19 protein-coding genes are annotated in these 24,352 nt (G+C 70.8%); 12 read left to right on the top strand and 7 right to left on the bottom strand.

Annotation, left to right across the window (positions count from 1 at the left end; genetic code table 11):
* Positions 1-38 precede the first annotated feature (38 nt).
* Positions 39-548 carry a helix-turn-helix domain-containing protein gene (locus tag GA0070607_RS25780; RefSeq protein WP_089020491.1) on the bottom strand — a complete coding sequence of 170 codons (510 nt, stop codon included), beginning with the start codon at positions 546-548 and terminating at the stop codon, positions 39-41.
* Between GA0070607_RS25780 and GA0070607_RS25785 the strand changes: the two genes are divergently transcribed.
* Together GA0070607_RS25785 and nhaA are read left to right on the top strand one after the other, a co-directional pair.
* Positions 547-1,452, top strand: coding sequence for an MBL fold metallo-hydrolase (locus GA0070607_RS25785; RefSeq protein ID WP_089020492.1), 906 nt, complete (start codon positions 547-549; stop codon positions 1,450-1,452). The genes GA0070607_RS25780 and GA0070607_RS25785 overlap by 2 nt on opposite strands.
* 203 nt (positions 1,453-1,655) lie before the next feature.
* Complete coding sequence (nhaA, locus tag GA0070607_RS25790) at positions 1,656-3,590, top strand: Na+/H+ antiporter NhaA (RefSeq protein ID WP_089020493.1); 1,935 nt, start codon at positions 1,656-1,658, stop codon at positions 3,588-3,590.
* A 41-nt stretch (positions 3,591-3,631) separates the two neighbouring features.
* Here the strand turns inward: nhaA and fxsT are convergent, their stop codons facing one another.
* Positions 3,632-6,166: an FxSxx-COOH system tetratricopeptide repeat protein gene (gene fxsT / locus GA0070607_RS25795; protein WP_172899106.1), complete on the bottom strand. Its 2,535-nt coding sequence runs from the start codon at positions 6,164-6,166 to the stop codon at positions 3,632-3,634.
* 151 nt (positions 6,167-6,317) lie between these two features.
* Between fxsT and GA0070607_RS25800 the strand changes: the two genes are divergently transcribed.
* Positions 6,318-6,920: a hypothetical protein gene (locus GA0070607_RS25800; RefSeq protein ID WP_197701169.1), complete on the top strand. Its 603-nt coding sequence runs from the start codon at positions 6,318-6,320 to the stop codon at positions 6,918-6,920.
* Positions 6,921-7,021: 101 nt separating this feature from the next.
* Here GA0070607_RS25800 and GA0070607_RS25805 read toward each other — a convergent pair whose 3' ends face one another.
* Positions 7,022-7,717 (bottom strand): NAD(P)-dependent oxidoreductase, encoded by a 696-nt coding sequence (locus tag GA0070607_RS25805; RefSeq protein ID WP_089020495.1) that lies wholly within the window; start codon positions 7,715-7,717, stop codon positions 7,022-7,024.
* 65 nt (positions 7,718-7,782) lie between these two features.
* On the opposite strand from GA0070607_RS25805, the gene GA0070607_RS33885 reads away from it, so the two are divergent.
* The 7 genes from GA0070607_RS33885 (at position 7,783) to GA0070607_RS25840 (ending at position 15,809) form a co-directional block, all read left to right on the top strand.
* Entirely contained in the window at positions 7,783-8,367 is a 585-nt protein-coding gene (locus GA0070607_RS33885; RefSeq protein ID WP_089020496.1) for a TetR/AcrR family transcriptional regulator, read from the top strand.
* Between the two features lie 87 nt (positions 8,368-8,454).
* Positions 8,455-10,131 (top strand): ABC transporter substrate-binding protein, encoded by a 1,677-nt coding sequence (locus GA0070607_RS25815; protein ID WP_089020497.1) that lies wholly within the window; start codon positions 8,455-8,457, stop codon positions 10,129-10,131.
* A 6-nt stretch (positions 10,132-10,137) separates the two neighbouring features.
* Positions 10,138-11,094 (top strand): ABC transporter permease, encoded by a 957-nt coding sequence (locus GA0070607_RS25820; protein ID WP_089020498.1) that lies wholly within the window; start codon positions 10,138-10,140, stop codon positions 11,092-11,094.
* Complete coding sequence (locus GA0070607_RS25825; protein ID WP_089020499.1) at positions 11,091-11,978, top strand: ABC transporter permease; 888 nt, start codon at positions 11,091-11,093, stop codon at positions 11,976-11,978. The genes GA0070607_RS25820 and GA0070607_RS25825 overlap by 4 nt, the downstream gene beginning before the upstream one ends.
* Complete coding sequence (locus GA0070607_RS25830) at positions 11,975-13,024, top strand: ABC transporter ATP-binding protein (protein ID WP_089020500.1); 1,050 nt, start codon at positions 11,975-11,977, stop codon at positions 13,022-13,024. The genes GA0070607_RS25825 and GA0070607_RS25830 overlap by 4 nt, the downstream gene beginning before the upstream one ends.
* Complete coding sequence (locus GA0070607_RS25835; protein WP_089020501.1) at positions 13,021-14,022, top strand: ABC transporter ATP-binding protein; 1,002 nt, start codon at positions 13,021-13,023, stop codon at positions 14,020-14,022. The genes GA0070607_RS25830 and GA0070607_RS25835 overlap by 4 nt, the downstream gene beginning before the upstream one ends.
* Positions 14,019-15,809 carry a gamma-glutamyltransferase family protein gene (locus GA0070607_RS25840; protein ID WP_089020502.1) on the top strand — a complete coding sequence of 597 codons (1,791 nt, stop codon included), beginning with the start codon at positions 14,019-14,021 and terminating at the stop codon, positions 15,807-15,809. The genes GA0070607_RS25835 and GA0070607_RS25840 overlap by 4 nt, the downstream gene beginning before the upstream one ends.
* Here the strand turns inward: GA0070607_RS25840 and GA0070607_RS32555 are convergent.
* Complete coding sequence (locus GA0070607_RS32555) at positions 15,806-16,516, bottom strand: GntR family transcriptional regulator (protein WP_172899107.1); 711 nt, start codon at positions 16,514-16,516, stop codon at positions 15,806-15,808. The two genes, GA0070607_RS25840 and GA0070607_RS32555, sit on opposite strands and share 4 nt — an antisense overlap.
* A 46-nt stretch (positions 16,517-16,562) precedes the next feature.
* On the opposite strand from GA0070607_RS32555, the gene GA0070607_RS25855 reads away from it, so the two are divergent.
* Entirely contained in the window at positions 16,563-17,279 is a 717-nt protein-coding gene (locus GA0070607_RS25855) for a YoaK family protein (RefSeq protein WP_089020503.1), read from the top strand.
* Between the two features lie 178 nt (positions 17,280-17,457).
* A complete protein-coding gene (locus tag GA0070607_RS25860) occupies positions 17,458-21,330 on the top strand; it encodes a S8 family serine peptidase (protein ID WP_157743265.1) in 3,873 nt (1,290 codons plus the stop codon).
* A 51-nt stretch (positions 21,331-21,381) separates the two neighbouring features.
* Here the strand turns inward: GA0070607_RS25860 and GA0070607_RS25865 are convergent, their stop codons facing one another.
* From GA0070607_RS25865 to GA0070607_RS25875, 3 genes are all read right to left on the bottom strand, one after another.
* Complete coding sequence (locus GA0070607_RS25865; protein WP_089020505.1) at positions 21,382-22,347, bottom strand: helix-turn-helix transcriptional regulator; 966 nt, start codon at positions 22,345-22,347, stop codon at positions 21,382-21,384.
* Between the two features lie 124 nt (positions 22,348-22,471).
* Positions 22,472-23,098 (bottom strand): response regulator transcription factor, encoded by a 627-nt coding sequence (locus GA0070607_RS25870; protein ID WP_089020506.1) that lies wholly within the window; start codon positions 23,096-23,098, stop codon positions 22,472-22,474.
* Positions 23,095-24,348 (bottom strand): sensor histidine kinase, encoded by a 1,254-nt coding sequence (locus GA0070607_RS25875; protein ID WP_089020507.1) that lies wholly within the window; start codon positions 24,346-24,348, stop codon positions 23,095-23,097. The genes GA0070607_RS25870 and GA0070607_RS25875 overlap by 4 nt, the downstream gene beginning before the upstream one ends.
* Positions 24,349-24,352 lie beyond the last annotated feature (4 nt).

Consider the following 24,352-nt stretch of genomic DNA (forward strand, 5'->3'; position numbering starts at 1 on the left):
GGCTGGACCCTACCCGCACCAGTTGCGCACCGCCCTTCTCAACGATGGGAGGCCGGTTCTGACTGGCTGGTGTCTGATGCCGACCTGGCAGCGAAGCTGCTGCACTCGGGGCAGGTCGACACCACCGGGTGCGCGCAGGCGAGTACGTGATCGAGGAAGTCCTGCGCGGCGTGCAACCGGCGGATCTGGTCGGCGATCCGGTCCCGCCGGTCACGCACCAGCGCTGTGCGGCGCTGGCCGTCGCCGCGATACAGGTCTCCGATCTCGGTCAGTGACATGCCAGCCCGCTGGCAGAGCCGGATCAGACGCGCCCGCGTGATCGTCTCGTCGTCGTAGATCCGGTGTCCGTTGGCAAGCCGGGCCGGTTCGAGTGCCCCGACCTCCTCCCAATGCCGCAGGACATGCGTCGGGACGCTGACCAGCGCCGCCGCGTCTCCGATTCGCCACGTCGTCACACAGGCTCCTTGGGGAATTGACTTCAGGTCGACCTGAACTTCTACGGTGCTCCCCGCGGCGCGCGATGCGCCAGGGTAGGGGGAGAAGTTCATGATCCACGCGATCCGGGAGGCCGCGGTGGCGGCCGGTGCGTTGGCTGCGGTGCCGTACCGCCTGATTCGGCCGCGTCCGATCGACCGACACTTCCTGGCCGGGCTGTCCGACGCCGGTACCCCGCGCGGGGATGTCGAAGTCGAGCTGATCACATTGAACCAGACGGTGCGGTCGGTGCCGACGCCGCTGATCGCCGAGGCCGTCCGGAAACCGCGCCGGGTCGGCAACGCCCTGACCACGTACGTGATCCGGCATCCGGAGGTCACCGTGCTGCTCGACCCGTCGGTCTGTACCGACGTCGGCGCCCGGGTGATCGGCGAGCTGCCGTGGACGTTGCGGCCGGCGGTGCGGCCGCGCTATCAGGTGCTGCCGACCACGACGGCGCTGGAGCGGGCCGGCATTCCGGCCGACACGATCAACTTCGCACTACCCACCCACCTGCACTGGGATCACGTCTGCGGCTTGCTTGACCTTCCCGGCCTGCCGGTCATGGTGCGGGAGCGGGAACGGGACTGGATGATGTCCGGCGACACCGCACCGGCAGGCGGCGTCCGAGCTGCCCTGCGGGGCCGGCGGCTGGACAGCTACGAGTTGGAGGGGCCGCCGGTGCTCACCTTCGAGCGCAGTCACGACCTGCTCGGCGACGGGTCAATGATCATGGTCGAGCTGGCCGGGCACACGCCGGGGAGTGTCGGCGTCCTGCTACGTACCCCCAACGGACCGGTGCTGGTCGCTGGTGACGCAGCCTGGCACGGGCTGCAGATCGAACACGTCCGGCAGAAGGCGCCGTACCCGGGACGGCTCGTCGACGACGATCGCGACGGAGCCTTCCGTGCACTGCACCGGCTGCACGCCGTCCGGAACAAGGTCCGCATCATCCCGACCCACGACCCGAGCGCCTGATCCCTGATCCGAACCTACGGGATCGATCCAGGTCCGATGAGCCAGCGGTACGTCGACCGGACTCTTCCCGATGTCGACTCTCACCGGGAGCGCACCACAAGATCGACACGCCGTCCCGGTGGGTCCGGACATCAACGTGACCATCGGTCGCCTTGTGTCCGAATCCGAACCACGGGGCGATCAGGTCAACGAGGATTGTCCCCGTGACGAGCGACGACCCGCGCCGGCGATGGTCCGCCCGGACCGCCTGGGTCGGCCGGTTCAACTCTCCGCTGCGCGCGTTCCTGCACACCGAGACCGGCGGCGCACGGGTGGTGCTGGTCGCCGCGGTGGTGGCGCTCCTGTGGGCCAACATCCACATGTCGTCGTACGAGTCGCTCTGGAGCACGTCCCTCTCCGTCCAGCTCGGCGACTGGCACGTGTCCCACGACCTGCGTACCTGGGTCAACAGCGGACTCATGACGTTCTTCTTCCTGGTCGCCGGGCTGGAGCTGCGCCGCGAGTTCGACATCGGCGAGCTACGGGATCGGCGTCGGCTCGCGTTGCCGCTGCTGGCCGGGCTCGGCGGGATGCTCCTGCCGATCGCGATCTATCTCGTGATCAATGCCGGGCGCACCACCGCCGCGGGCTGGGGCGCGGTGATGGCCACGGACACGGCGCTCGCGCTCGGCGCGCTGGCCGTCTTCGGCCCGCGCTTCTCGGATCGGTTGCGGGGTTTCCTGCTGACGGTCTCCGTCATCGACGACCTGGTAGCGATCGCGGTGCTGGCGGTCGCCTATCCGAAACATCCTTCGGCGCCGGCGCTGCTCGCCGCGGCGGGGATCTTCGTCGTCGTCCTGCTCGTCCGGGCCCTGGGCGTGCGGTTCGGGCCGGTCTACGCGCTGCTGGGGGTGGCGGCCTGGCTCGCGGTCTCGGAGTCCGGTGTCGATCCGGTCGTGGTAGGCCTGGTGATGGGGTTGCTGTCCTTCGCCTACGCCCCCGGTCGCAGTGAACTGCAGCGGGCGAGCGACCAGTTCCGCCTCTTCCGGGAACAGCCCACCCCACAGCTCGCCCGTTTGGCCCGGGCCGGGCTCACCTCGGCGCTGTCGCCGAACGAGCGGCTGCAGACCCTCTTCCACCCGTGGGCGAGCTACGTGATCGTGCCGCTCTTCGCGCTGGCGAACGTCGGGATCATGATCGACGGCGAACTGCTGGGCAGGGCTGTGGCCTCCCCGGTCACGCTCGGCGTCGTGACGGCGTACATCGTCGGCAAGCCGGCCGGGATCGTGGCCACCTCGTGGCTGATGGCGCGGCTGAGCGGCAACCGGTTCCGGCCACCGGTCGGGTGGGTCGCCGTCGCCGGGGTCGGCACGGTGTCCGGCATCGGGTTCACCGTCGCGCTCCTGATCGCCACCCACGCGCTGCACGGCCCGGCTCTGGAGGAGGCGAAGCTCGGCATCCTCGTCGCGACGGTTGGCTCGTCCGTCATCACCTGGCTGGTGTTCCGCTCTGCCGCCCGGCTCCCGCCGGCCCGGCGTGCCCACGCGATGCTGGGCGTCGCCGAGGCCATCGTCGACCTGATGCCTCCGGTCGATCTGGAGCGCGACCACGTGCGCGGGCCGCGCGAGGCACCGGTGACGGTCGTGGAGTACGGCGACTTCGAATGCCCCTACTGCGGGCAGGCCGAGCCGGTGGTCCGGGAGCTGCTGGCCGACTTCGCCAACATCCGGTACGTCTGGCGACACCTGCCGCTGACCGACGTCCACCCGCATGCCCAACTCGCCGCCGAAGCGGCCGAGGCGGCGGGCGAACAGGGCGCGTTCTGGGAGATGCACGATCTGCTGCTCGCGCACCAGGACGCCCTCAATCCCGACGATCTGCTGAACTACGCCGAACAGATCGGCCTGGACCTGGACCAGTTCCGGGAGCACATGGTCAAGTTCAAGGGCGTCGACCGGGTCGCCGGGGACATCGAGTCCGCCGACCTCAGCGGTGTCACCGGCACCCCGACCTTCTTCATCAACGGCCGGCGCCACCACGGCGCGTACGACATCGCCGCGCTCTCCGCGGCGGTGAAGTCGGCGTTCGCCAGCGCGAAGCTCCGCCCCGAGTACCGTCGCGACCCCGGGCACCGCGACGAGGGCGAACCAGCGACCTGAACGCCGGGCACGACAACCACCCCGTGATGACGAACGTGGCGTCAGGGCGACTCCAGGGCGTCACCTTCCGGAACCCGGCGACGCTGGGTCGAAATCTGGTCTGTCAACTGGCGGGACCGCTCGTCGTCGCCAAGAGCGGCCAGATTGATGGCAAGGCCGGCGGCCGACTTCAGGGTGTCGGGGTGATTCGTGCCGAGCACGCGCCGACGACGGTTCAGGGTGTCCTCGTTCAGCTGGCGAGCCTGTTCGTGATGCCCCAGAACGGTCAGGTCATAGGCCAGGTTGTTGGCCGCGCTGAGGGTGTCGGGGTGATCGTCGCCCAGGACGCGGCGTCGGCGGTTCAGGGTGTCCTCGTCCAACTGACGGGCCTGCTCGTCCTCACCGAGTGCGGTCAGGTTGACGGCCAGGTTGTTGGCCGCGCTGAGCGTGTCGGGGTGATCGTCGCCCAGGACGCGGCGTCGGCGGTTCAGGGTGTCCTCGTTGAGTTGTCGGGCCCGCTCGTGATCGCCGGAAGCGGCCAGGTTGATCGCGAGGTTGTTGGCTGAGCGCAGGGTGTCGGGGTGATCGTCGCCCAGCGCGCGGCGTCGGCGGTTCAGGGTGTCCTCGTTGAGTTGTCGGGCCCGTTCGTGATCGCCGAGAGCCGCCAGGTTGACGGCCAGATTGTTGGCCGAGGTCAGGGTGTTGGAGTGATCGTCACCCAGGGCGCGGCTGTGACGGCTGAGCGTGTCCTCGTTGAGTCGGCGGGCCTGCTCGTGGTGTCCAAGGCGATGGTGCGCGGTGGCGACCTGGTTGGCGGCCCACAGGACGTGACGATCATCCGGGCCGGCGGCTGCCAACCAGTGCCGGTGCCATGCTTCCGCGAGCGAGAGCGCGGTCTGGTACTCGCCGCGCATGACCAGGTAATACAGGGCGTTGCAGGCCACCGTCCAGACGCGACGGCCGGCGGTGGCCGGGTCGAGGGTCAGGAGGTGGGGTAGCAGCGTTGCCCACGCAGGCCAGGAGGCTGGGTCGCTGCCGTCGTTGTCGGGTTCGACGCTTGCGATGAGGCCCTCGACGCGCTGGCGGGCCATCTCGCACTCTTGCGGGGTGCCTTGGTCGCGCAGGACGGCCTGGGTCAACCGGTGCAACTGCATGCCATCATCGGTGAGGCGGGCCAAACCGACGCGTGCCAGCCGCCGAAGGCTGAGGCGAAACGCCAACCGCGCGGTGACCACTGTGGCAAGGGGTTCGTCGAGCGCGTCGGCGCCCGCGGCGGTGAACCAGTCCAGCGGGATGGGCTCCGGGGCCAGGTAGGCGCAGAGGTTCAGCAGCTGAAAAGCGGCCGGGTCTTCTGTCCTGAGTTGGCTCGTCGAAAGCTGGACCGCGGCGGCAAGTGGCGCGGTATATGACGCCGGTTTGCTCTCCGCCAACACCATCGCGGCACGCACGTCGAGTTCGGCCAGATATTCAGGAACAGTCATCTTGGTCTCGACAATCAGGCCGCCGGCCTGCGCCAACCCCAGAGGGAGATCTCCCAGTGCGTGCGCCAACCGGTCGGCCTCCCGATCGCCCAGCAGTGGCAGATATTGCCTGAGGAGGGTAATCGACTCACTCCGGGTGAACACATCGAGTTCGACAGGAATGGCGACGTCGGCAAATGTGCTGCTTCGCGACGTGATGATGACGTGACCGTTCTGCGGCGGCAGCCATGACGCGAGGTGCTCAGCGGACTCGGCGTTGTCGAAGATCATCAGCCACCTGGACACCGCCCGTAGCCGCTGCATCGTGGTTGTCAGGGCAGTCGTCACGATCGTCTCCGGGTCGACCCAGCCCGCCGCGACCGCCAGGGCGGAAATCTGTTCGCCAATCAGGTCAGGGCGCTCCGCATCGATCCACCACACCAGTTCGTAGGCGCCCCCGAACAGGTGCGCGTACTCGATGGCCACCTGCGTCTTGCCCACACCGCCCCACCCGTGCAGTGCCTGCACAACGGCACGGTCGCCGGATGTCAGTCGCTCCCGCAGTGAGGCCAACGCGGCTTCGCGTCCGGTGAACGCGGGATGCCGATGGGGGACGTTCCAGACCGCCGGGTACGTGCCGGGCCTCCGGGGGCCGTCCCCACCGGAGAACGCCCGTCTTCCGGGAAAGTGCGGTGAAGTCGATGGTTTCCCCGCCACACCCTCGACTGCTTTCAGCAACACCTCGAGGGCATGCTGCTCATCCAGCCCGAACAAGTCCCCGTACACCAGCGGCGCCAGGATCGTCGGCGGATTGACGGCCTCCACCCGTACCGGCACCAACCTGCGTCGGCCATGCGCATCCGGGCGTTCCGCCAACACCGCAGTCCACTCATCGAGGGAGAACCGGTTCCGCTCGAAGTAGGCCGCTGAGTATAAGGCCACCACCCGCCTGGCCCGGTTGAGCGCACCGTCCATGTTCAATACGGCGTTGCTGCCGACTGACCAATTCCAGACATCCAACTCGACCGAGTACCCGGCGGTGAGCAGTTGATGAGCCACCCACTCCGCCCATGGACGGTCAGGGCCCGCATAGCTGACGAACACGTCAACCGGATCGGCGGTCGGCGACACATTCACGCAGTCCATAATGCCGCGCACCTGCAGCGGTCGCGACCACCAAACGGGCAGAGCCCACCACATCCCGTTACTGGACGACGATCGGAAGGGGTCAGCGCCTGGGAATGTCAGCCGGAATCGTCAAGCGATGGCGACCGGGCTCGTCCTCCGAATGGCTACGGGAGTAGCGCAGCGGGAGTTCCTGTCCACCGCGTCACCGCAGGTCGCTCAGGCGCTCGCCGGGCTGCTGAACAGCGGGTGCACCGAACCCACCCGGCGTGCGCGTACTGGCCGAGGGCAGCCACGGGTTCGCAACCTCGTCGGCGACGCGCCGCAGTGGCCGATCGGCGAGGTGTGGAACTACCACGACTGGTCCACCATCGGTAACCAGCGCGTCGGCACCTACCAGGCCGCGATCGACGCGCGGCTCGGCGAGTCCGGCTCGCTCGGCGAGTTCGCCGCCCGGGCACAGTTCGTCAACTACGAGAGCCACCGCGCGATGTTCGAGGCGTGGAACGCCAACCTGTGGCAGGACGCCACCGGCCTGCTGCTGTGGATGTCGCACCCGGCCTGGCACAGCACAGTCTGGCAGACCTACGACTACGACCTCGACGTGAACGGCGCCCACTACGGAGCCCGCAAGGGCTGCGAGCCGCTGCACGTCCAGGCCGACCCCGGCACCTGGCAGGTGGGGGTGGTCAACCAGCCCGCGCGGTCCGGTCTCGCCCGTCAGGTCAAGGTGACGGCTCAGGCGTACAACTCGGCCGGCAACTAGGGCCTACACGGTGGGAAGCGGCGCCCGGGCCGCTTCCCACCGCGATCGCGGCGCCGGCGAACACTGCTCGGCCCGCCGCGTCCGATGCGGGCCGCGGCGCGTCACTTCTTCTTCAGCACGGCCTCGCGCCAGATCAGACCCGCGATACTCGGCCTGACCTCGGTGGTGATCACCGCCATCGCCCGGCGGACGAACCGGGCGTCGGTCAACTGCGCCACCATGCTCGCCGCCAGATCGGCCCGTGCCGTGAACAGGCCGTCCGCGACGTTCTCGGCCACCTGGTAGCGCGTGACGGCCGGGTGGTCGAACAGCCCGGAAGGCCGGGCGATGGTCCAGTCCAGGTCGCTGTCGCGTACGAGGGACTCCATGCGGCGCATGTCGTCGTGCGCGGTGCGGCCCACCCTGCGGTTGAAGAGCGGATCCAGCACGTTGTTGAAGAAGAACTCGCCGGTCGGTCGCCAGGTTGGATCCATGACGCTGGAGCTGACCGTGACAAGGCGCTTCACACCGTGCCGGTGCATCGCGGCCAGGATGTTGGCGTTGCCCCGCGAGTACACGGTGATCGGCTTCGAGGTGAGCGGGACACCCAGGCTGGACAGGACCGCGTCGCTGCCGCCGACGGCCCGGTGCACGGCGTGCGGGTCCGCGACGTCGGCGCCGACCACGGTGAGACCGGGGCGGGGTTGCACGGTGTGTGGGCGGCGGGTGACCGCGACGACCTCGTGGCCCGCGGTCAGGGCCTGCTCGGTGATGTGGCGGCCGGTGGGACCGGTGGCGCCGAAGACGACAGTGCGCATGTGCTCGCTCCTCGTTGCGGGTTGATGGCGTTGACCGTCCCACCGCGCAGGAGCATTATTCAACCGTGTTGAATAAAACCCGGGGTCGGCCCCGCGGCAACCCCGATACCAAGGCCCGCATCGCCGAGGTCGCCCGCGAGCTGTTCCTGAAGCACGGATATCCGGGTACGACCGTCCGGGCGATCGCCGCCGCGGCGGGCGTCGACTCGGCGCTGATCAGCTACCACTTCGGCTCCAAGCAGGGTCTCTTCAGTCAGTCACTGACCCTGCTGTGCGTCGATCCCGCCGCTCTCGACCAGGCTCTGCGGGGTGACCGGGCCGGGCTGGCCGACCGCCTGCTCGACTCGGTCACCGGCCTGTGGGATGCCACCGCGCCCGCCGGGAACCGGATGGCGGTGCAGGACGACGACACGATGCGCGCCCTGCGTGACTACCTGGACGGTGAGCTGCGCCTCCGCATCGCTGAATTTCTCGGCGGGCCCGATGCGACGCTGCGCGCCACCGCTGCGGTAGGCGTGCTGGGTGGGCTGATCTTCACGCGGTACCTCAACCCGATCCGCTCGATCGGTGTGCTGTCCCCGGCCGACGTCCGGCGCGTCTTCGGGCCGGCGCTGCGGGCCGCCCTGTCTGGCCAACCCCGACGGGCGTGAACCGCGGCGAGAGGCATCCACGGAGGTCTTGCGTGGGTCATCGTATACAACATACGCTCCCCGAATCGTCCACTCGAGGAGCTCCCCATGACGAACCTCTCCCTCAGCGAAACGAGCCTGCCCCGGCGCCGTTCACTCCGGGCCGCAGTGGCGGCGGTCGCTGTTGCCTGCGCGGTCGTTGCCTGCTCACCGGTGTCGAACGGCGGGGATGACAACCAGTCCGGCGACAACCAGTCGGCAGGCCAGGATTCCTTCGGTACGCCGGCAGACCCCGCTGCCGTGAAGCAGGGCGGCAAGCTGGTCATCGCCCTCTCGGCAGAACCCGACGCGCTGGACCCGACACTGTCGCGCAGCCTCTACTCCCGCTACGTCTTCCAGGCGATGTGCCAGAAGCTCTACGACGTGAACGAACAGGCGCAGGTCGTACCGCAGCTCGCGACCGCCCTGCCCACCACGAGCAGCGACGGCAGGACGGTCACCATCCCGCTGCGCCAGGGCGCCCGCTTCGCGGACGGGACACCGTTCGACTCCGCCGCGGTGAAGGCCACCATCCAGCGTCACCTGACCCACGCCCGGTCGGCGCGCAAGAGCGAACTCGGTCCCATCGACGGCGTCGACACCCCCGACGCGCAGACAGTCGTCCTGCGGCTGAAGCAGCCGTTCGCACCCCTGCTCGGCGCCCTCGCCGACCGCGCCGGCATGATCATGAGTGCGAAGGCGTTGCAGAGCCTCGGCGACGACTTCGCCTCGGCGCCGGTCTGCGTCGGCCCCTTCAAGTTCGCCAAGCGGGTGCCGCAGAACTCCATCGAGGTCGTGAAGGACCCGAACTACTACGAAACCGACAAGGTCCACCTGGACGGCATCTCGTGGCGCATCCTCAGCGACGCCAGCATCCGCGCGGCCAACCTGCGCGCCGGTGACGCCCAGGTCGCCGACAGCATCTCCACACAGGATGTCGCCTCCCTGCGGCAGGAGGCCTCGATCTCCGTCCTGCAGTCGCAGTCCCTCGGCTACCAGGGCCTCACGATCAACATCGGCAACGTCGACGGGATCGGCACCGCGCCCAAGCCGATCAACCGCCCCCTTGCGCAGAACGCCAAGGTCCGGCAGGCCTTCGAGCACGCCATCGACCGGAAGGCGCTGGTCGACGCGGTCTTCAACGGCATCCACACCGCTGCCTGCTCACCCATCTCTCCGGCCAGCCCGTTCTCGTCTCCCGAGGCGCAGACCTGCCCGGCGCACGACCCCGCCAAGGCCAAGCAGCTCCTCACCGAGGCGGGCGTGCAGATGCCGTACACGATCACGATGCTCGCGTCGAATACGCCCGACACGCTGCGCCTCGCGCAGGCACTGCAGTCCATGCTCAAGGACGGCGGATTCGACCTGAAGATCAACCCGGTGGAGTACTCCTCCCTCCTGGACGAGCAGGACCGCGGCAACTTCGAGCTGCTGCAGCTCGGCTGGAGCGGGCGGATCGACCCGGACGCCAACATCACGAACTTCGTCGGCACCCGCGCGAGCCAGAACGTCTCCGGCTACAGCAACCCCCAACTCGACACCCTGCTGACCCAGGCCCGCCAGGCCGGCGACATCGAGGAGCGCAAGAAGCTGTACGGGCAGGCTGTCACGCTGCTCCAGCAGGACGACGCCCTGATCTACCTCTACCGGCAGCGGAACCTCACCGCCGTCAGCAAGCAGATCCAGGGCCTGCAGGTCTTCCCGGACGGCGTGATCCGCGCGGCCTTCGCCGGTTTCACCAAGTAGGTCGCCGTGGCCCGATATCTCCTCACCCGAGCCTGGCAGTCCGCGCTGACCCTGCTGTTGTCGACGATCGTGGTGTTCTTCGGCGTACGGGCGCTCCCCGGTGATCCGGCCCTCGCGCTGGCCGGCGAGGACCGCTCGCCGGAGGCCCTCGAAGCCATCCGTCGGCACTACGGGCTCGACCAGCCGCTGCCACTGCAGTTCGCGCAGTACGTGGAACGCATGGTGCAGGGCGACTTCGGGGTGTCGATCCGCACCGGTACGCCGGTCTCGTCGATGCTCACGACCGCCCTGCCGGTGACCGTTGAACTCTCCGTCCTGGCGATCCTGCTCGCCACGGCGCTCGGCGTCGGCGCCGGGGTGCTCGCGGCGGTCCGCCGCGGGCGCCCGGCGGAGTGGGTGGCCAACGGCATGGCCCTGATCGGCCTGTCGGTGCCGCACTTCTGGCTCGGGCTGCTCGCGATCCTGTACCTGTCCGTGGCGACCGGGTTGTTTCCCGCCTCCGGCTTCGTGCCGATCCTGGAGGATCCGGTGGACAACCTGCACCACATCGTCCTGCCGGCGGTGATCCTCGGGACCGGCCTCGCCGCCATCATCATGCGGCAGACCCGGTCGGCGGTGCTGGACTCGCTCTCCTCGGACTACGTACGAACGGCGAAGGCGAAGGGCCTGCGGCCGCGCGCCGTCATCACCCAGCACGCCCTGCGGAACAGCCTGATCGTGGTGGTGACCGTCGTGGGCCTCCAGCTCGGGGGCCTGATCTCGGGTGCCGTCGTTACCGAACAGATCTTCGGGCTGCCGGGCTTCGGCAAGATGACCATCGACGCGGTGTTCCAGCGGGACTACCCGGTGATCCAGGCCGTCGTCCTGCTCACCGCGACGGCGTACATCGTGATCAACTTCTTCGTCGACCTGCTCTACTCGGTCATCGATCCACGCATCAGGGTGACGGGAGATCCGGCATGACCGTCCTCACCGTTCCCATGGCGGAGACCGGTTCGGTCAGCATCAGCCGGCGTACCCGCGTCCTGCGGCGGTTGCGACGCAACCCGCTCGCCGTCGTGAGTTTCGTCGTGCTCGCGCTGGCAGCCGTCATCGCGCTGCTCTCGCCCTGGATCGCGCCGTACTCCGTCGACCAGACCGATTTTGCCCGCACGTTCGCACCCCCCGGCAGCCCCGGCCACCTGCTCGGCACCGACGACCTCGGGCGGGACGTGCTGTCCCGGATCATGCTCGGGGCGCGGGCGTCGCTCCAGGTGGGGCTCCTGGCGGTGGCCACCTCCCTGGTCATCGGTGTTCCGCTCGGGCTCGCCGCCGGTTACTTCCGGGCCTGGGACGCCGTCATCTCACGCTTCACCGACCTGCTGCTCGCGTTCCCGTTCCTGATCATGGCGGTCGGGTTGGCGGCCATCCGGGGCGCCAGCCTCGGCAACGCCGCCGTGGCCATCGGCATCGCCCAGATCCCCGGCGTGATCCGGGTGGTGCGCTCGGACACGCTGCGGCTCAAGTCGCTGGACTTCGTCGCCGCCGCCGTCGTGGACGGCGCGAGCGACCTGTGGGTGCTCGCCCGGCACATCCTGCCGAACGCGACATCGGTGATCCTGGTGCAGGCGACGGTCGCGATTCCGGCCGCGATCCTCGGCGAGGCGGTGCTCTCGTTCCTCGGCCTCGGCATCCAACCCCCGAACCCCAGCCTGGGCACCATGCTGGCCACCGCCCAACAGTTCGCCGCCCGAGCCCCGTGGGCGGCGGTTCTTCCCGGCGTCGTGATCATGGGGCTTGCGCTCGCGTTCAACGTCTTCGGCGACGCCCTCCGGGACGCCCTCGACCCGAAGGGAGACCGGGGATGACCACAGCCGAACGGGCGGGACCCGCCGCCGCGGTCGCCACACCCGTCCTGGCGGTACGCGACCTCTCGGTCTCGTTCCCCACCGAGACCGGGACCGTCTCGGCGGTCGACGGGGTCAGCCTCGATCTCGCACCCGGAGAGATCGTCGGGATGGTGGGCGAGTCGGGATGCGGAAAGAGCGTCACCGCGATGAGCATCGCGGGCCTGCTCCCCGGCAGCGCCCGGATCTCCGGATCGGTGCGACTGAACGGCACCGAACTCGTCGGCACCCGTGAGGCGGCGCTTCGCCGCGTACGCGGCAAGGAGATCGCCTACATCTTCCAGGAGCCCATGACGTCGCTCAATCCGGTGCTCACCGTCGGGCGGCAGATCGGCGAGGTGCTCCAGATCCACGAACGGATGTCCCGGCGAGCCGCCCGGGCCCGTGCCGTCGAACTGTTGACGCTCGTCGGGATCCCGTCCGCCGCGAAACGCGTCGACAACTATCCGCATCAGCTCTCGGGAGGCATGCGCCAACGCGTGATGATCGCGATGGCGGTGGCCTGCGGCCCCAAGGTGCTGGTGGCCGACGAACCGACCACCGCGCTGGACGTCACGGTCCAGGCCGGCATCCTGCAGGTGCTGCGGGACCTGCGCGACCGGCTCGGCACGAGCATCCTGGTCATCACGCACGACCTCGGCGTGATCGCCGACATCGCGGACCGCGTCGTCGTCATGTACGCGGGGCGGGTGGTGGAGCGCGCACCGGTCACGGACCTGTTCGCGCACCCCTACCACCGGTACACCGCCGGGCTCCTGTCGGCGTCACCGACGCCGGGCAGACACGCGGGCACCGACCGGTTGCAGGAGATCCCCGGTCTGGTGCCGGTCCTGTCGGTCCAGCCGGACGCGTGCACCTTCGCGGACCGGTGCCCCGCAGCAGACGCGCGGTGTCGCGAATCCAAGCCGCCCCTGGAGGTGGTGGGAGCCGGCGGCACCGACCACCTCGCGGCATGCTGGCACCCGTGCCCATCGCCCCGATCGCACCCCGAGGAGGCGCACCGATGACGGCCCAGCCGGACGCCCTGGTGATCGAGGACCTGGTGATGCACTTCGGCCCGGTACGGGCCGTGGACGGAGTGTCCCTCACCATTGCGAGGGGCCGGGTCACGGCCCTGGTGGGGGAGAGCGGCTCCGGAAAGTCGACTGTGGGCCGCTGCGTGGTGCGGCTCGTGGAACCGACAGCGGGTGTGGTCCGGATCGCCGGAACGGACGTCACGCACCTGTCTCGGCGACAGCTACGCCCGCACCGCAGTGCGGTGTCGATCGTCTTCCAGGACCCCGCCGCCTCGCTGGACCCGCGCATGCTGGTGGGCGAGGTCGTGGCCGAGCCGTTGCGACTGTCCGGGAAGCGGATCCCGCGGCGTGACCGGGAGGCACGGGTCGCCAGCGAACTCGAGCGGGTGGGTCTGCGTGCCGAGGTGGCCCGCCGCTATCCCCATGAGCTCTCCGGCGGGCAGCGCCAGCGGGTCAGCATCGCGCGGGCCCTGATCTCCGAGCCCCGGTTGCTCATCGCGGACGAACCGACGAGCGCACTCGACGTGTCCGTGCAGGCGTCGGTGCTCAACCTCCTCGCCGACCTGCAACGCGACATCGGGTTCGCCTGCCTCTTCATCACCCACGACCTGTCCGCCGTCGAGTACCTGGCCGACGACATCGCCGTCATGTACCTGGGCCAGCTCGTCGAGAAGGGTTCGCGCGAGCGGATCTTCGCTCGGCCCGCCCACCCCTACACGCAGGCGCTGCTGTCGGCCGCGCCGGTGGCGGACCCGGTCCGGCAGCGGCAGCGTCAGCCGGTGCTGCTCGGCGACGACCTTCCGTCCGCGCTGGATCCGCCGTCCGGTTGCCGCTTTCGCACCCGGTGCCCGCTCGCGTTCGACCGGTGCGCGACGGAGGTACCGGCGCAGGTGGGAATCGGCGACGGCATGGCCGCGTGCCACCTGGTCAAGCCGGACGGCACCGGCCCCGACGTCCGGACCGCAGAAACGAGTGAGGTGTTGTCATGACGTTCACCACCAGACCGACGTTGCAGGGAACCTTCGGCATGGTGTCCTCGACGCACTGGCTCGCCAGCCAGGCGGCCATGGGGATCCTCGAACGCGGTGGCAACGCCTTCGACGCCGCGGTCACCGCCGGGTTCGTCCTGCACGTCGTCGAACCACACCTCAACGGGCCGGGCGGCGAGGTGCCGGCCATCGTGGCGACCGCCCAGGACCCGACCCCGAAGGTCCTGTGCGGGCAGGGGCCGGCGCCGGCCGGCGCCACCATCGCGCACTTCCGGAACCTCGGGATGGACCTCATCCCCGGATCCGGCCCGCTCGCGGCGGCCGTGCCCGGCGCCGTGGACGCCTGGCTCCTGCTGCTGCGCGACAACGGCACGCTCTCCCTCGACGAGGTGCTGGAGCCGGCGATCGGCTACGCCGGGGCGGGCCACCCACTGCTGGGTCGGGTCGGGGACACCGTGGCCACCGTCCGGTCGCTGTTCGAGGAGCACTGGCCCACCTCCGCCCAGCTCTGGCTGCGCGACGGCCGGCCCCCCGCGGCGGGGGAGTTGTTCGCCAACCCGGCCTACGCGCGCACCCTGCAGAAACTGGTTCAGGCCGGGCAGGCGGCCGGCGCCGACCGGGAGGCACAGATCGAGGCCGCACGACGGGCCTGGAGTACGGGTTTCGTCGCCGAGGCGATCGACCGGTTCAGCAGGGAGCCGTTCCAGGACTCCAGCGGGAGCCCGCACGCCGGGCTCGTCACCGGCGCCGACCTGGCCGCCTTCTCGGCGACCTGGGAGAAACCGGCCACCCTCGACTGGCACGGCTACTCGGTGTCGAAGACCGGCTTCTGGGGTCAGGGCCCGGTGCTGCTGGAGACGCTCTCCGTCCTCGACGCGCTCGACGACCCCGACGCGTACGACCCGTCGACCGCGGCCGGCATCCACGCCCAGGTCGAGGCGCTCAAGCTCGCCTTCGCCGACCGCGAGGCCTGGTACGGCGACGGCGCCGACGTGCCGGCCAAGGCGCTGCTCTCCCGGGAGTACGCGCGCGAGCGGGCGGCCCTGATCGGCACCCGGGCGTCGGCGGAGCTGCGACCGGGGCGGCCCGACGGGGCGGAACCGCACCTCCCGGCCCACGTCCGACCCGGTGCCGTCCGCCGGGCCGACCCGACGGACCCGACGACGGGGGAGCCGACGGTGCAGGCGGACGGGGTGACCCGTGGCGACACCTGCCACGTGGACGTGGTCGACCGCTGGGGCAACATGATCTCCGCTACCCCGAGTGGTGGCTGGTTGCAGAGTTCGCCCACCATTCCGGAGCTCGGCTTCCCGCTGGGCAGCCGGCTGCAGATGTTCTGGCTGGAGGAGGGTCTCGCGTCGTCGCTCGCTCCGGGCCGGCGACCGCGTACCACGTTGAGCCCGACGATGGTGCACCGTGACGGGGAGCCGGTGCTGGCGTGTGGCACACCCGGCGGCGATCAGCAGGACCAGTGGCAGTTGCCGTTCCTGCTGCGCCACCTCGCCGGCGGTCAATCCCTTCAGCAGGCCATCGACGCGCCCGCGTGGCACACCGTCAGCCTGCCGGGGTCGTTCTACCCGCGCGCGATGGAGCCCGGTGTCCTGGTGGTGGAGGACCGCATCGACGAGGACGTGCTGGCCGCGCTGCGGGCGTACGGGCACGAGGTGCGGCTCTCCGACGCGTGGAGCCTCGGTCGGCTCTGCGCGGTGACCCGCGACCCGGCCACGGGCGTGCTCGCCGCCGGGGCGAACCCGCGGGGCATGCAGGGCTACGCGTGCGGTCGTTAGCGGGTGCCGGTGCCGTAGCCGCCCTCGGCGTTCTCGTAGGCGGCCGCGGACGCCGCGTCGAGGTGGGCGAGGGCGGCCCGCTCGGCGCGGTCGCCGTCACCTGACTCGATGGCGTCGACCAACTGGATGTGCTCGGCCCACGAGTGCGGCGCGCGTTCGGCGGCCCCCAGCCGGAAGACCCACTGGACATGGAGGTACAGCGCCTTGGCGATCGACGACAGCCAGGGGTTGCCGCTGATCTGGAGGATCCGCAGGTGCAGGGCGCTGTTCAGGTCGGCGACCCGGCGCAGGTCCTGCCGCTCCGTCGCGTCCCGGCCCCGCTCCAGCAGCACGCGCAGGGCTGCCACGTCCGCCGTGGTCGCCCGCTCGGCCGCCAGCCGGGCGGCCAGTGCCTCCAGGCGCTCGCGGACGACGAACATGTCCGAGATGGTGCCGCTGCTCGGGGAGGCGACGACCGCACCGCGGCGGGGGAGGATCACGACGAAGCCCTCCGCCTCCGCGACGCGCAGCGCCTCGCGGACCGGGTTGCGCGAGACGCCGAAGTCCTCGGCCAGCCGGTCCTCGGTCAGCCGCTCGCCGGGCAGGTAGTCGCCGTCGATGATGGCGGTCCGCAGGGCGGCGAGGACCTGGTCGCGTAGCGGCAGGTGTTGAGTGCCGAGCTTGTCCCGCAGATCTTCAGCCACCTGGATCGCCTCTCCGTGAATCATCCGGGCAAAGTGTATACGAAGAACAATCTTTGGAGGATAGCCGACAGTGTCGAGCACAGCGCCCCACGTCACCCGCCCCTCCACCACCGCGCCGGCAAAGCAGCGCCTCCTGCGGCGACGGCACGCCCTCGTCGTCGTGCTCACCTTCCTCACCGGCAGTGCCGACGCCATCGGCTTCCTCTCCCTGGGCGGAGCCTTCTCCAGCGTCATGACCGGCAACATGGTCCTGCTCGGACTCTCGGCCGGTAGAGGTGACGCCGAGCTCGCCCTGACCTCCGGGTGCGCCATCGTCAGCTTCATCGTCGGCGTCCTCGCGGGCGCGCGCCTCGTCGGCTCGGCCCAGCCGGACGACCCCGTCTGGCCACGGCGGGTCACCTGGGCGCTCGTCCTGGAACTCCTGGTGTTCGTCGTGTTCCTCATCGTCTGGGAGGTCAACCTTCCGCACCACGACGACCACGTGGACCTCGCGCTCCTGTTGCTGTCGGCAGCGGCGCTGGGCGTGCAGAGCAGCGCGATCCAACGCTTCGGCGTACCGGGCCTGTCCTCCACCTACCTGACCGGCACCCTGACGAGCCTGATCGCCGGCGTGGCAGCGCGCAGCCCGTGGGACAGCCTGCGGCCCAAGGCGCAGGTCCTGCTGGCCCTGATCACCGGCGCGGCGATCGGAGCCCTGGTCGCCCTGCACCTGCCGGTGGTCGCGCCGGCGCTGCTGATCGTGCCGCTCCTGGTCGTCATCGCCGTGTCCACACGGATACGGGCCTGAACATCCACCGGCCCGAGATGGCGCGCCGATGTCGGTGGGGCCAACGCCCGATGGCGGAGACCCGCCATGTCCGTGCTTCGCCAGCGATCATGCCGCTCCACCGGGTGCTGCGCGGCTGAGAATCGGCGACGGCGGTGTCGGCCTTCCCCGGGCGACCGCCCGAGGGAGGAACGTCTTCATGCTCAGATCCAGACACCGGGCACCCCGTGCCATGAGCGCCATCGGCGCCGCGCTGGCCGTCGTGCTGGCCCTGCCCACCGGCGTCGCCGTGGCCGCACCCACGCCCGCGCCCACCGGCGGCGCGGTCGACCCGCTGCGCAAGGTGGACCCGCACGTGCTCGGGCCGGCCCGCACCGGCGCCAGCACCAGCTTCTTCGTCGAGCTGACCGACGAGGCCACCCTGGACCAGGGCGACCTGGACCGTGTCGAGCGGTCCGTCGGCGGCCGCGCCGGCCGTGTCGCTCGCACCAAGCGGGTCTACGAGACCAAGGTGGCGCACGCCGAGACGACCCAACGCGGGCTCCGCTCGCTGCTGCGGGACCGGCACGCCGACTTCACCCCGTACTGGATCGCGAACGTCATCGAGGTCAGCGGTGACCTGAACCTGCTGACCGAGTTGGCCCGCCGGGCGGACGTCGAGCGGATCACCGCGATCGGCGGAACCCGACTGCAGGAGCCGGTCCGCACCGCCGGAGCAACCGCCGACACCACCCAACTGCCCTGGAACCTCGGCGCGGTCGGCGCCGACAAGGTCTGGCGCGAGTACGGCACGCGCGGCGAGGGCGTCGTCGTCGGCAGCATCGACTCCGGCGTGCAGTACGACCACCCGGCGCTGGTCCGGCAGTACCGCGGCAACAACGACGACGGCACCTTCACCTCCGACTACAACTGGTTCGACCCGACCGGGATCTGCCTGCCCTCGACGCCCTGCGACAACTACGGGCACGGCACCCACACCGTCGGGTCGATGCTCGGCGACGACGGCGAGGGCCGGATCACCGGGGTGGCCCCGGGCGCCACCTGGATCGCGGCCAAGGGCTGCGAGGCCAACTACTGCAGCAACAGCTCGCTGCTCGCCGCCGGCCAGTGGATGCTCGCGCCGACCGACCACAACGGCGAGAACCCCCGCCCCGACCTCGCGCCGGACATCATCAACAACTCCTGGGGCGGCCACGACGGTGACCCCACCTTCTACGACACGATCATCGACTCCTGGGTCGCCGCTGGCATCTTCCCGGTCTTCGCCGTCGGCAACGAGGCGCAGGAGATGCCCGAGCCGTGCGGCACGGCCGGCCACCCGGCGATCAACCCGCTGGCGTACGCGGTCGGCGCGACCGACGCCGGCGGTGTGATCGCCTCGTTCTCCAGCCGTGGACCGGGCCCGGACGGCACGGTCCGGCCCGACATCACCGCCCCCGGCGTCGGCATCCTGTCCACGATCCCGGGCAACGACTGGGGTCTGAGCGACGGCAGCTCGATGGCCGCCCCGCACGTCGCGGGAGCGGTCGCGCTGGCCTGGTCGGCGGTGCCGAACCTGCGCCGTGACCTGGTGACCACCCGCGAGCTGCTGGATCGCACCGCACACGACGTCAACGACCTGCAGTGCGGCGGGACCCCGGCCGACAACAACGTCTACGGCGAGGGCCGGCTCGACGCGTACGACCTGGTGACCCAGGCCTCGACCGAGCAGCTCGGCGGTGTGGTGGTGCACGCGACGCTGGGCGGGGGCGCGCTGTCCGGGGCGCGGATCACCCTCACCTCCGCTTTGGTCACCCGCAGCGCCCGCAGCGACGCACGCGGCACCGTCCAGCTGGGTCGTGTTCCGGCCGGCGAGTACACGCTGACCGCGTCGTTCTTCGCGCGCAAGACCGTGCGACAGACGATCACCGTGCCGGCCAGTGGTACGACCAACACGACACTGGACCTGTCCGAGCCCGCGGCCTGGCAGCCCGTCCAGGGCCGGGTCACCGATCCGGCCGGGAAGCCGGTCGTGGGTGCGCGGCTGGCGCTCGTCGGGGAGACGTTCCCGCCGTTCGTCACCGACGCCAAGGGCCGCTACAGCGGGATGCTGCCCGAGGCCGACTACGACCTGCTGGTCGAGTACGGCCGGTGGCTGGCTCCGAAGACGGTGGCGTTGACCGTGGACGGGCCGCAGACGGTGGACGTGGCGCTCGCCGCGAAGGCCGACCGGCACGGTTACCGGGCCGGAACAGCCGCCGCCGGTTGGACCGACGGCGGCAGCGTGCTCGCCCTCACCGGAGACACCGCGAGCCGGGGCGTCGACCTGCCGTTCCCGATGACGTTCTACGGCAGCACCTACCGCCGGATCACCGTGCACACCGACGGCTACCTGACCTTCGGCGCCGACGCGACCACCTCGGTCGGCGACAACGGGCCGCTGCCCGCGCCGGCGGTCTCGGCCCCGGCCGTCTACGCGTTCTGGGACGACCTGGTCCTGGACCACGCCTCGACCGTGCGCACCCGGGTCTCCGGAGCCGGTATGAACCGGCAGTTCGTGGTCAGCTGGACCCGGGCTGCGCTCAAGAGCGCGCCGAAGACCCGGGTCGACGTGCAGGTACGCCTCGGTGAGAACGGCAACGTCACAATCGAGTACCGCAAGCTCGGCGCCACCGGGGCGGCGGCCGGCGGTTCGGCGACCGTCGGCATCGAGGACGCCACCGGCCGGGACGCGTTGACGTACTCCCGCGACGAGCAGGTGCTCGACGCCGCGCGCGCGGTCACCTTCCGGCTTCCCGGCCGCGGTCTGCTGCGGGGCACGGTGAGCGACGCCAACGACCGCCAGCCGCTGGCCGGCGCGACGGTACGCATCGAGTCACCCAACGCCCCGCAACCGATCACCGCGACAACCGACCCCGACGGCTTCTACCAGGTGGAGGCGCCGGTCGGGCCGGTCACCGTGACCGCCCTGCAACCGGGCTACGACCTGCCGGGCACCTCGGTCGCCCTGGCGGAGGCCAAGGTGGTCAAGCGTGACCTGGCACTGCGTACGCCGCTGCTGCTGGCCAACCGCAACGCGGTCGCGCTGACCGCGCGGGCCGGGGTGACCCGGACCGCGACGGTGACCCTGACCAACCGGGGCGACCTGCCGGCCACCTGGTTGGCCCGGGAAATCAACTCGGCCACCCCGCCGTCCGGCATCCCCGGTCGGGTGCTCAGCTCGTTCCCGGTGAAGGAGCTCTACAACGCGTTCGGTGTCGGGTACCGCAACGGTGAGTTGATCGTCTCCAACTCGTACCTGTTCGGGCAGATGCAGCGCTTCACCACCGACGGCCGCTCGCTCGGCAAGGGCGTGCTGCCGATCGGCGGCTGGCCGTCGGACATGGCGTACGTGCCGAACCGGGACCTGATGTGCGCGCCGAAGATGTCGTTCGTCGGGGACCTGCCGATCGTGTGCTTCGACCCGGACACCCTGGAGGTGAAGGAGAACATCACCGGGCCGTGGGCCGGCAAGCTCTACTACGGGCTGGCCCACCGCGCGTCGGACGACACCTTCTACCTCAGCGGCGACGGGGTCATCCGGCACCTCGCCGGCCTGTCCCACCCGCAGCCCGGGTCGGTGCTGGGCGAGTGCACCCCGCCCATCCCGTGGATGACCGGGCTGGCCCTCAACGAGGAACACAACGTGTTGTGGGGCATCAACCAGGATTCCAAGGAGTCGATCTGGGCACTCGACCCGGCCACCTGCCAGCCGCTCGCCTCGCTGCCCGACCCGGACCCGAACCCGCTCAGCGGCGCCGGGCTCGACCTGGACGAGCGGGGTGACCTGTGGGTGCTCGGTAACGCGACCGGCCGGCCGTACGGCAGCAAGGTCTACCACGTCGACGGGTCGCTCCCGGCGTACAGCGACGTGCCGTGGCTGTCCGCCGCCGGTTCGGGCCAGGTGGAGCCGGGGGCGAAGGCCGGCCTGACCGTCACCGTCGACACCACCGGCCTGGCGCCGGGTACGCACGTCGCCACGCTGCTGGTGACCAACAACGGTGCGAAGGGGGCGGCGACACCGATCACCGTGTCGGTCACTGTCACGAAGTGAGGACCGGGGCCTGCCGACACCTCGGGGGTCGGCAGGCCCCGCACCTCGGGCTCAGAGCCAGCCGTTGCGGGCGACGAACCACCCCAGCTGCATCCGGGTGGCGCTGCCGGTCGCGTCCATCAACTGCCGCAGCCGCCGCTGCACAGTACGCAGGGAGATGCCCAACTGGGAGGCGACCGCCTTGTCGGGCAGGCCGGTCATCAGCAGCGACAGGATCTGCCGGTCGGTCGGGGTGGGTGCGCCCTGCCGGTCGACGTCGTCGATCAGGGCCGTGGCCGGGGCGAGCCGCAGCGGCGTGGCCCGGTCCCACACCTCGGTGAACAGCGCCACGAGCACCTCGACCCAGGTGACACCGCGCACCACCAGCGCCCAGGGTTCGACGCTCTGGTCCCGGGTGGGAAAGGAGAGCAGCGCCACCCGACGGTCGGCGACGGCGAGCTTTCCGGGCACGTTCGTGGCGACCCGTGCCTGCTCGCCGGCGGCGACGAACCGACCGATGTGGGCCGCGGCGCCCGGCCGTTCCAGCCCGCGTCGGTCGTAGACGACCCGGAAACGGACGCCCCGGTCGAGCAGCTCCAGCTCGGTCGGGTTCTCGTGCAGCACGGCCGCGTACGGCGGGCGGTCGAAGCCGAGCACCTCGTCCTGGGCGCCGCGCAGGAACTGGTCGAACGCCTGCATGATCGCGGGTACGCCGACCACCAGCTGCACGCCCTGGTCCATTGGGTCCACCGCGCGTTGCTCCCGTAGCCACTCCCACAGGCCGACCCGCGCCTCCTGGAGTTCGCGCATCCGCTGATTGAGCAGCGACTCGATGGCCAGGTCGGGGGGAGCGGCGCCGGCGCGGCCGCCGACCAGGCGTACCAGCCCGGCCCGGGCGAGGGCGTCGAGCGCCTGCTCCGCCTCGGCCACGGTGACCGCGACGCGTTGGGCCAGCTCGGTCGCGGTGCCCACCCGGCCACGGACCAGCTCCAGGTAGACCGTCTCCTCCAGCTCGGTCAGACCGAATGCGCTCAGCAACTGTCCACCACACCCGACTAGGGCGGTCCACCGTGCGCACGGGACCGCTCTAGTCGATCTTGGAGCGCTCCCACCGTTACGTCAAGGGGCACGACCACGACGATGTCACGCCTGCACCCGCCCTTCAGGCGCCGCGGGCGAACAGGGCCAGGCGTACCCGGTTGGGGCTGTCGGTCTTGGTCATCAGGTTGGTGATGTGCGTCTTGACGGTGGTGACGCCGATGTGTAGCCGGTCGGCGATCTCGGTGTTGGACAGACCCTCGGCGACCAGGTTCAGCACGTCCTGCTCGCGCGCGGTCAGGCCCTGCACCGGCCGGGGTGCCTCGGCGCGGGCGTGCACCGCGCGCTGGACCAGGCGTTGCAGCACCTCGGAGCTGAACGGGCTGTCACCCACGGCGGCCCGGCGGATGCCGTCCACCAGCTCGGCCGGCGGTGCGTCCTTGAGCAGGAATCCGCAGGCGCCGGCGGTCAGGGCGGGATAGAGGTGGTCGTCGTCACCGAAGGTGGTCAGCACCAGGACGCGGGTGGCGGGGCGCTCGGCGAGGATCCGGCTGGTCGCCGTTATTCCGTCGACGCCGGGCATGCGCAGGTCCATGACGACGACGTCGGGGATGAGCCGCGCGGCGAGCGGGATCGCGTCACGGCCGTTGTCGGCCTCGCCGACCACCTCGATGTCGGGTTGGGCGTCGCAGAGCATGCGCAGGCCCGCGCGGATGAGGTGCTGGTCGTCGACCAGCAGGACGCGGATCACGCCGGCTCCGGCGCGGGCGAACCCTCGGGGGCCTCGCGGTCACGGGGCACCGACACGGCCGGGTTCCCGGCGGCGGGTGCGGAGGCGACGATCGGGAGCACGGTGCGCACCCGCCACCCCGTCCCGGCCGCGCCCGCCTCCAGCCGGCCGCCGAGGACCTCGACGCGCTCGCGCATGCCGGTGATCCCGTGCCCGCCTCCGGACGGCACCGCCGCCGGCACCGCGCCGCGCCCGTCGTCCGAGACCTCCCAGTGCACGGCCCCGTCCCGGACGGCGACCACGAGGTGCGCCATCGCGGACGTCCCGGCGTGCTTGGCCACGTTGGTCAGCGCCTCCTGGGTCAGTCGCAGCACGGCCAGGCCGCGTACCGCGTCGAGTGAGCCGACCGCCGGATCGATGTCGGCCTCCACGGTGATGCCCGCCTGGCGGGCCCGGTCGACCGTCGCACCGAGTGCCGCCGGGAGCGCGGACGGCTCGATCGCGGTCAGTGCCGCGTCACCGCGTACCCCGTCGGGGTCGCGCAGGACCGTGACCAGCCGGCGCAGCTCGGCCAGGGCGGCGGTCCCCGTGCCGTGCACGTCGTCGAACACCTCGCCCACCCGGGGATCCAGGTCGGTGAGCACGTGCCGGGCCACACCGACCCGCAACACCATCGACGCCACGTGATGCGCGACGACGTCGTGCAGCTCGCGGGCGATCGCGCTGCGCTCGTCGGCGCGCGCGGCGCGACTCTCCGATTCGCGCCGGCGCTGCTCCGCCGTCGCCCGCTCCACGGCCTGCCGACCGAGCTCCCGATTGGTCCGGATGACCAGGCCGAGCAGCACCGGCACGCCGACCTCCAGGGTCAGCCCGAAGACACCGGAGGCGAACCGGCCGATCGGATCACCGACCGAGTCGGTCAGATCGACCACGGCCAGCAACCCGGCGGCGAGCCAGATGGGGCGTGCTCGACGCGCCCGCATCGTCACCTCGAGCAACGCCCAGCTGGCGCCCACCTGGTTGATCGTGGTGTCGTCGACCAGGGGGATCGCGACCGCCAGCAGCCCGGCCTGCGCCACCAGGTTGACCAGCGGCCGACGGTGGAACACCAGCCCGAGGGCGAACGCGAACACCGCGAGAACCCACTGCGTGGCCGTCGGCGTGCGGGTGGCGTGGGTGCCGACGACCAGGTAGCCCAGACCGCTGAGGTCGAGCAGCACCATCCGTACCAGGGTGTCCCGCGTGTCGAACAGTCGTCCCGCCCACCTCACGGGG

This window comes from Micromonospora coriariae, from assembly GCF_900091455.1.
Lineage (GTDB): Bacteria > Actinomycetota > Actinomycetes > Mycobacteriales > Micromonosporaceae > Micromonospora > Micromonospora coriariae.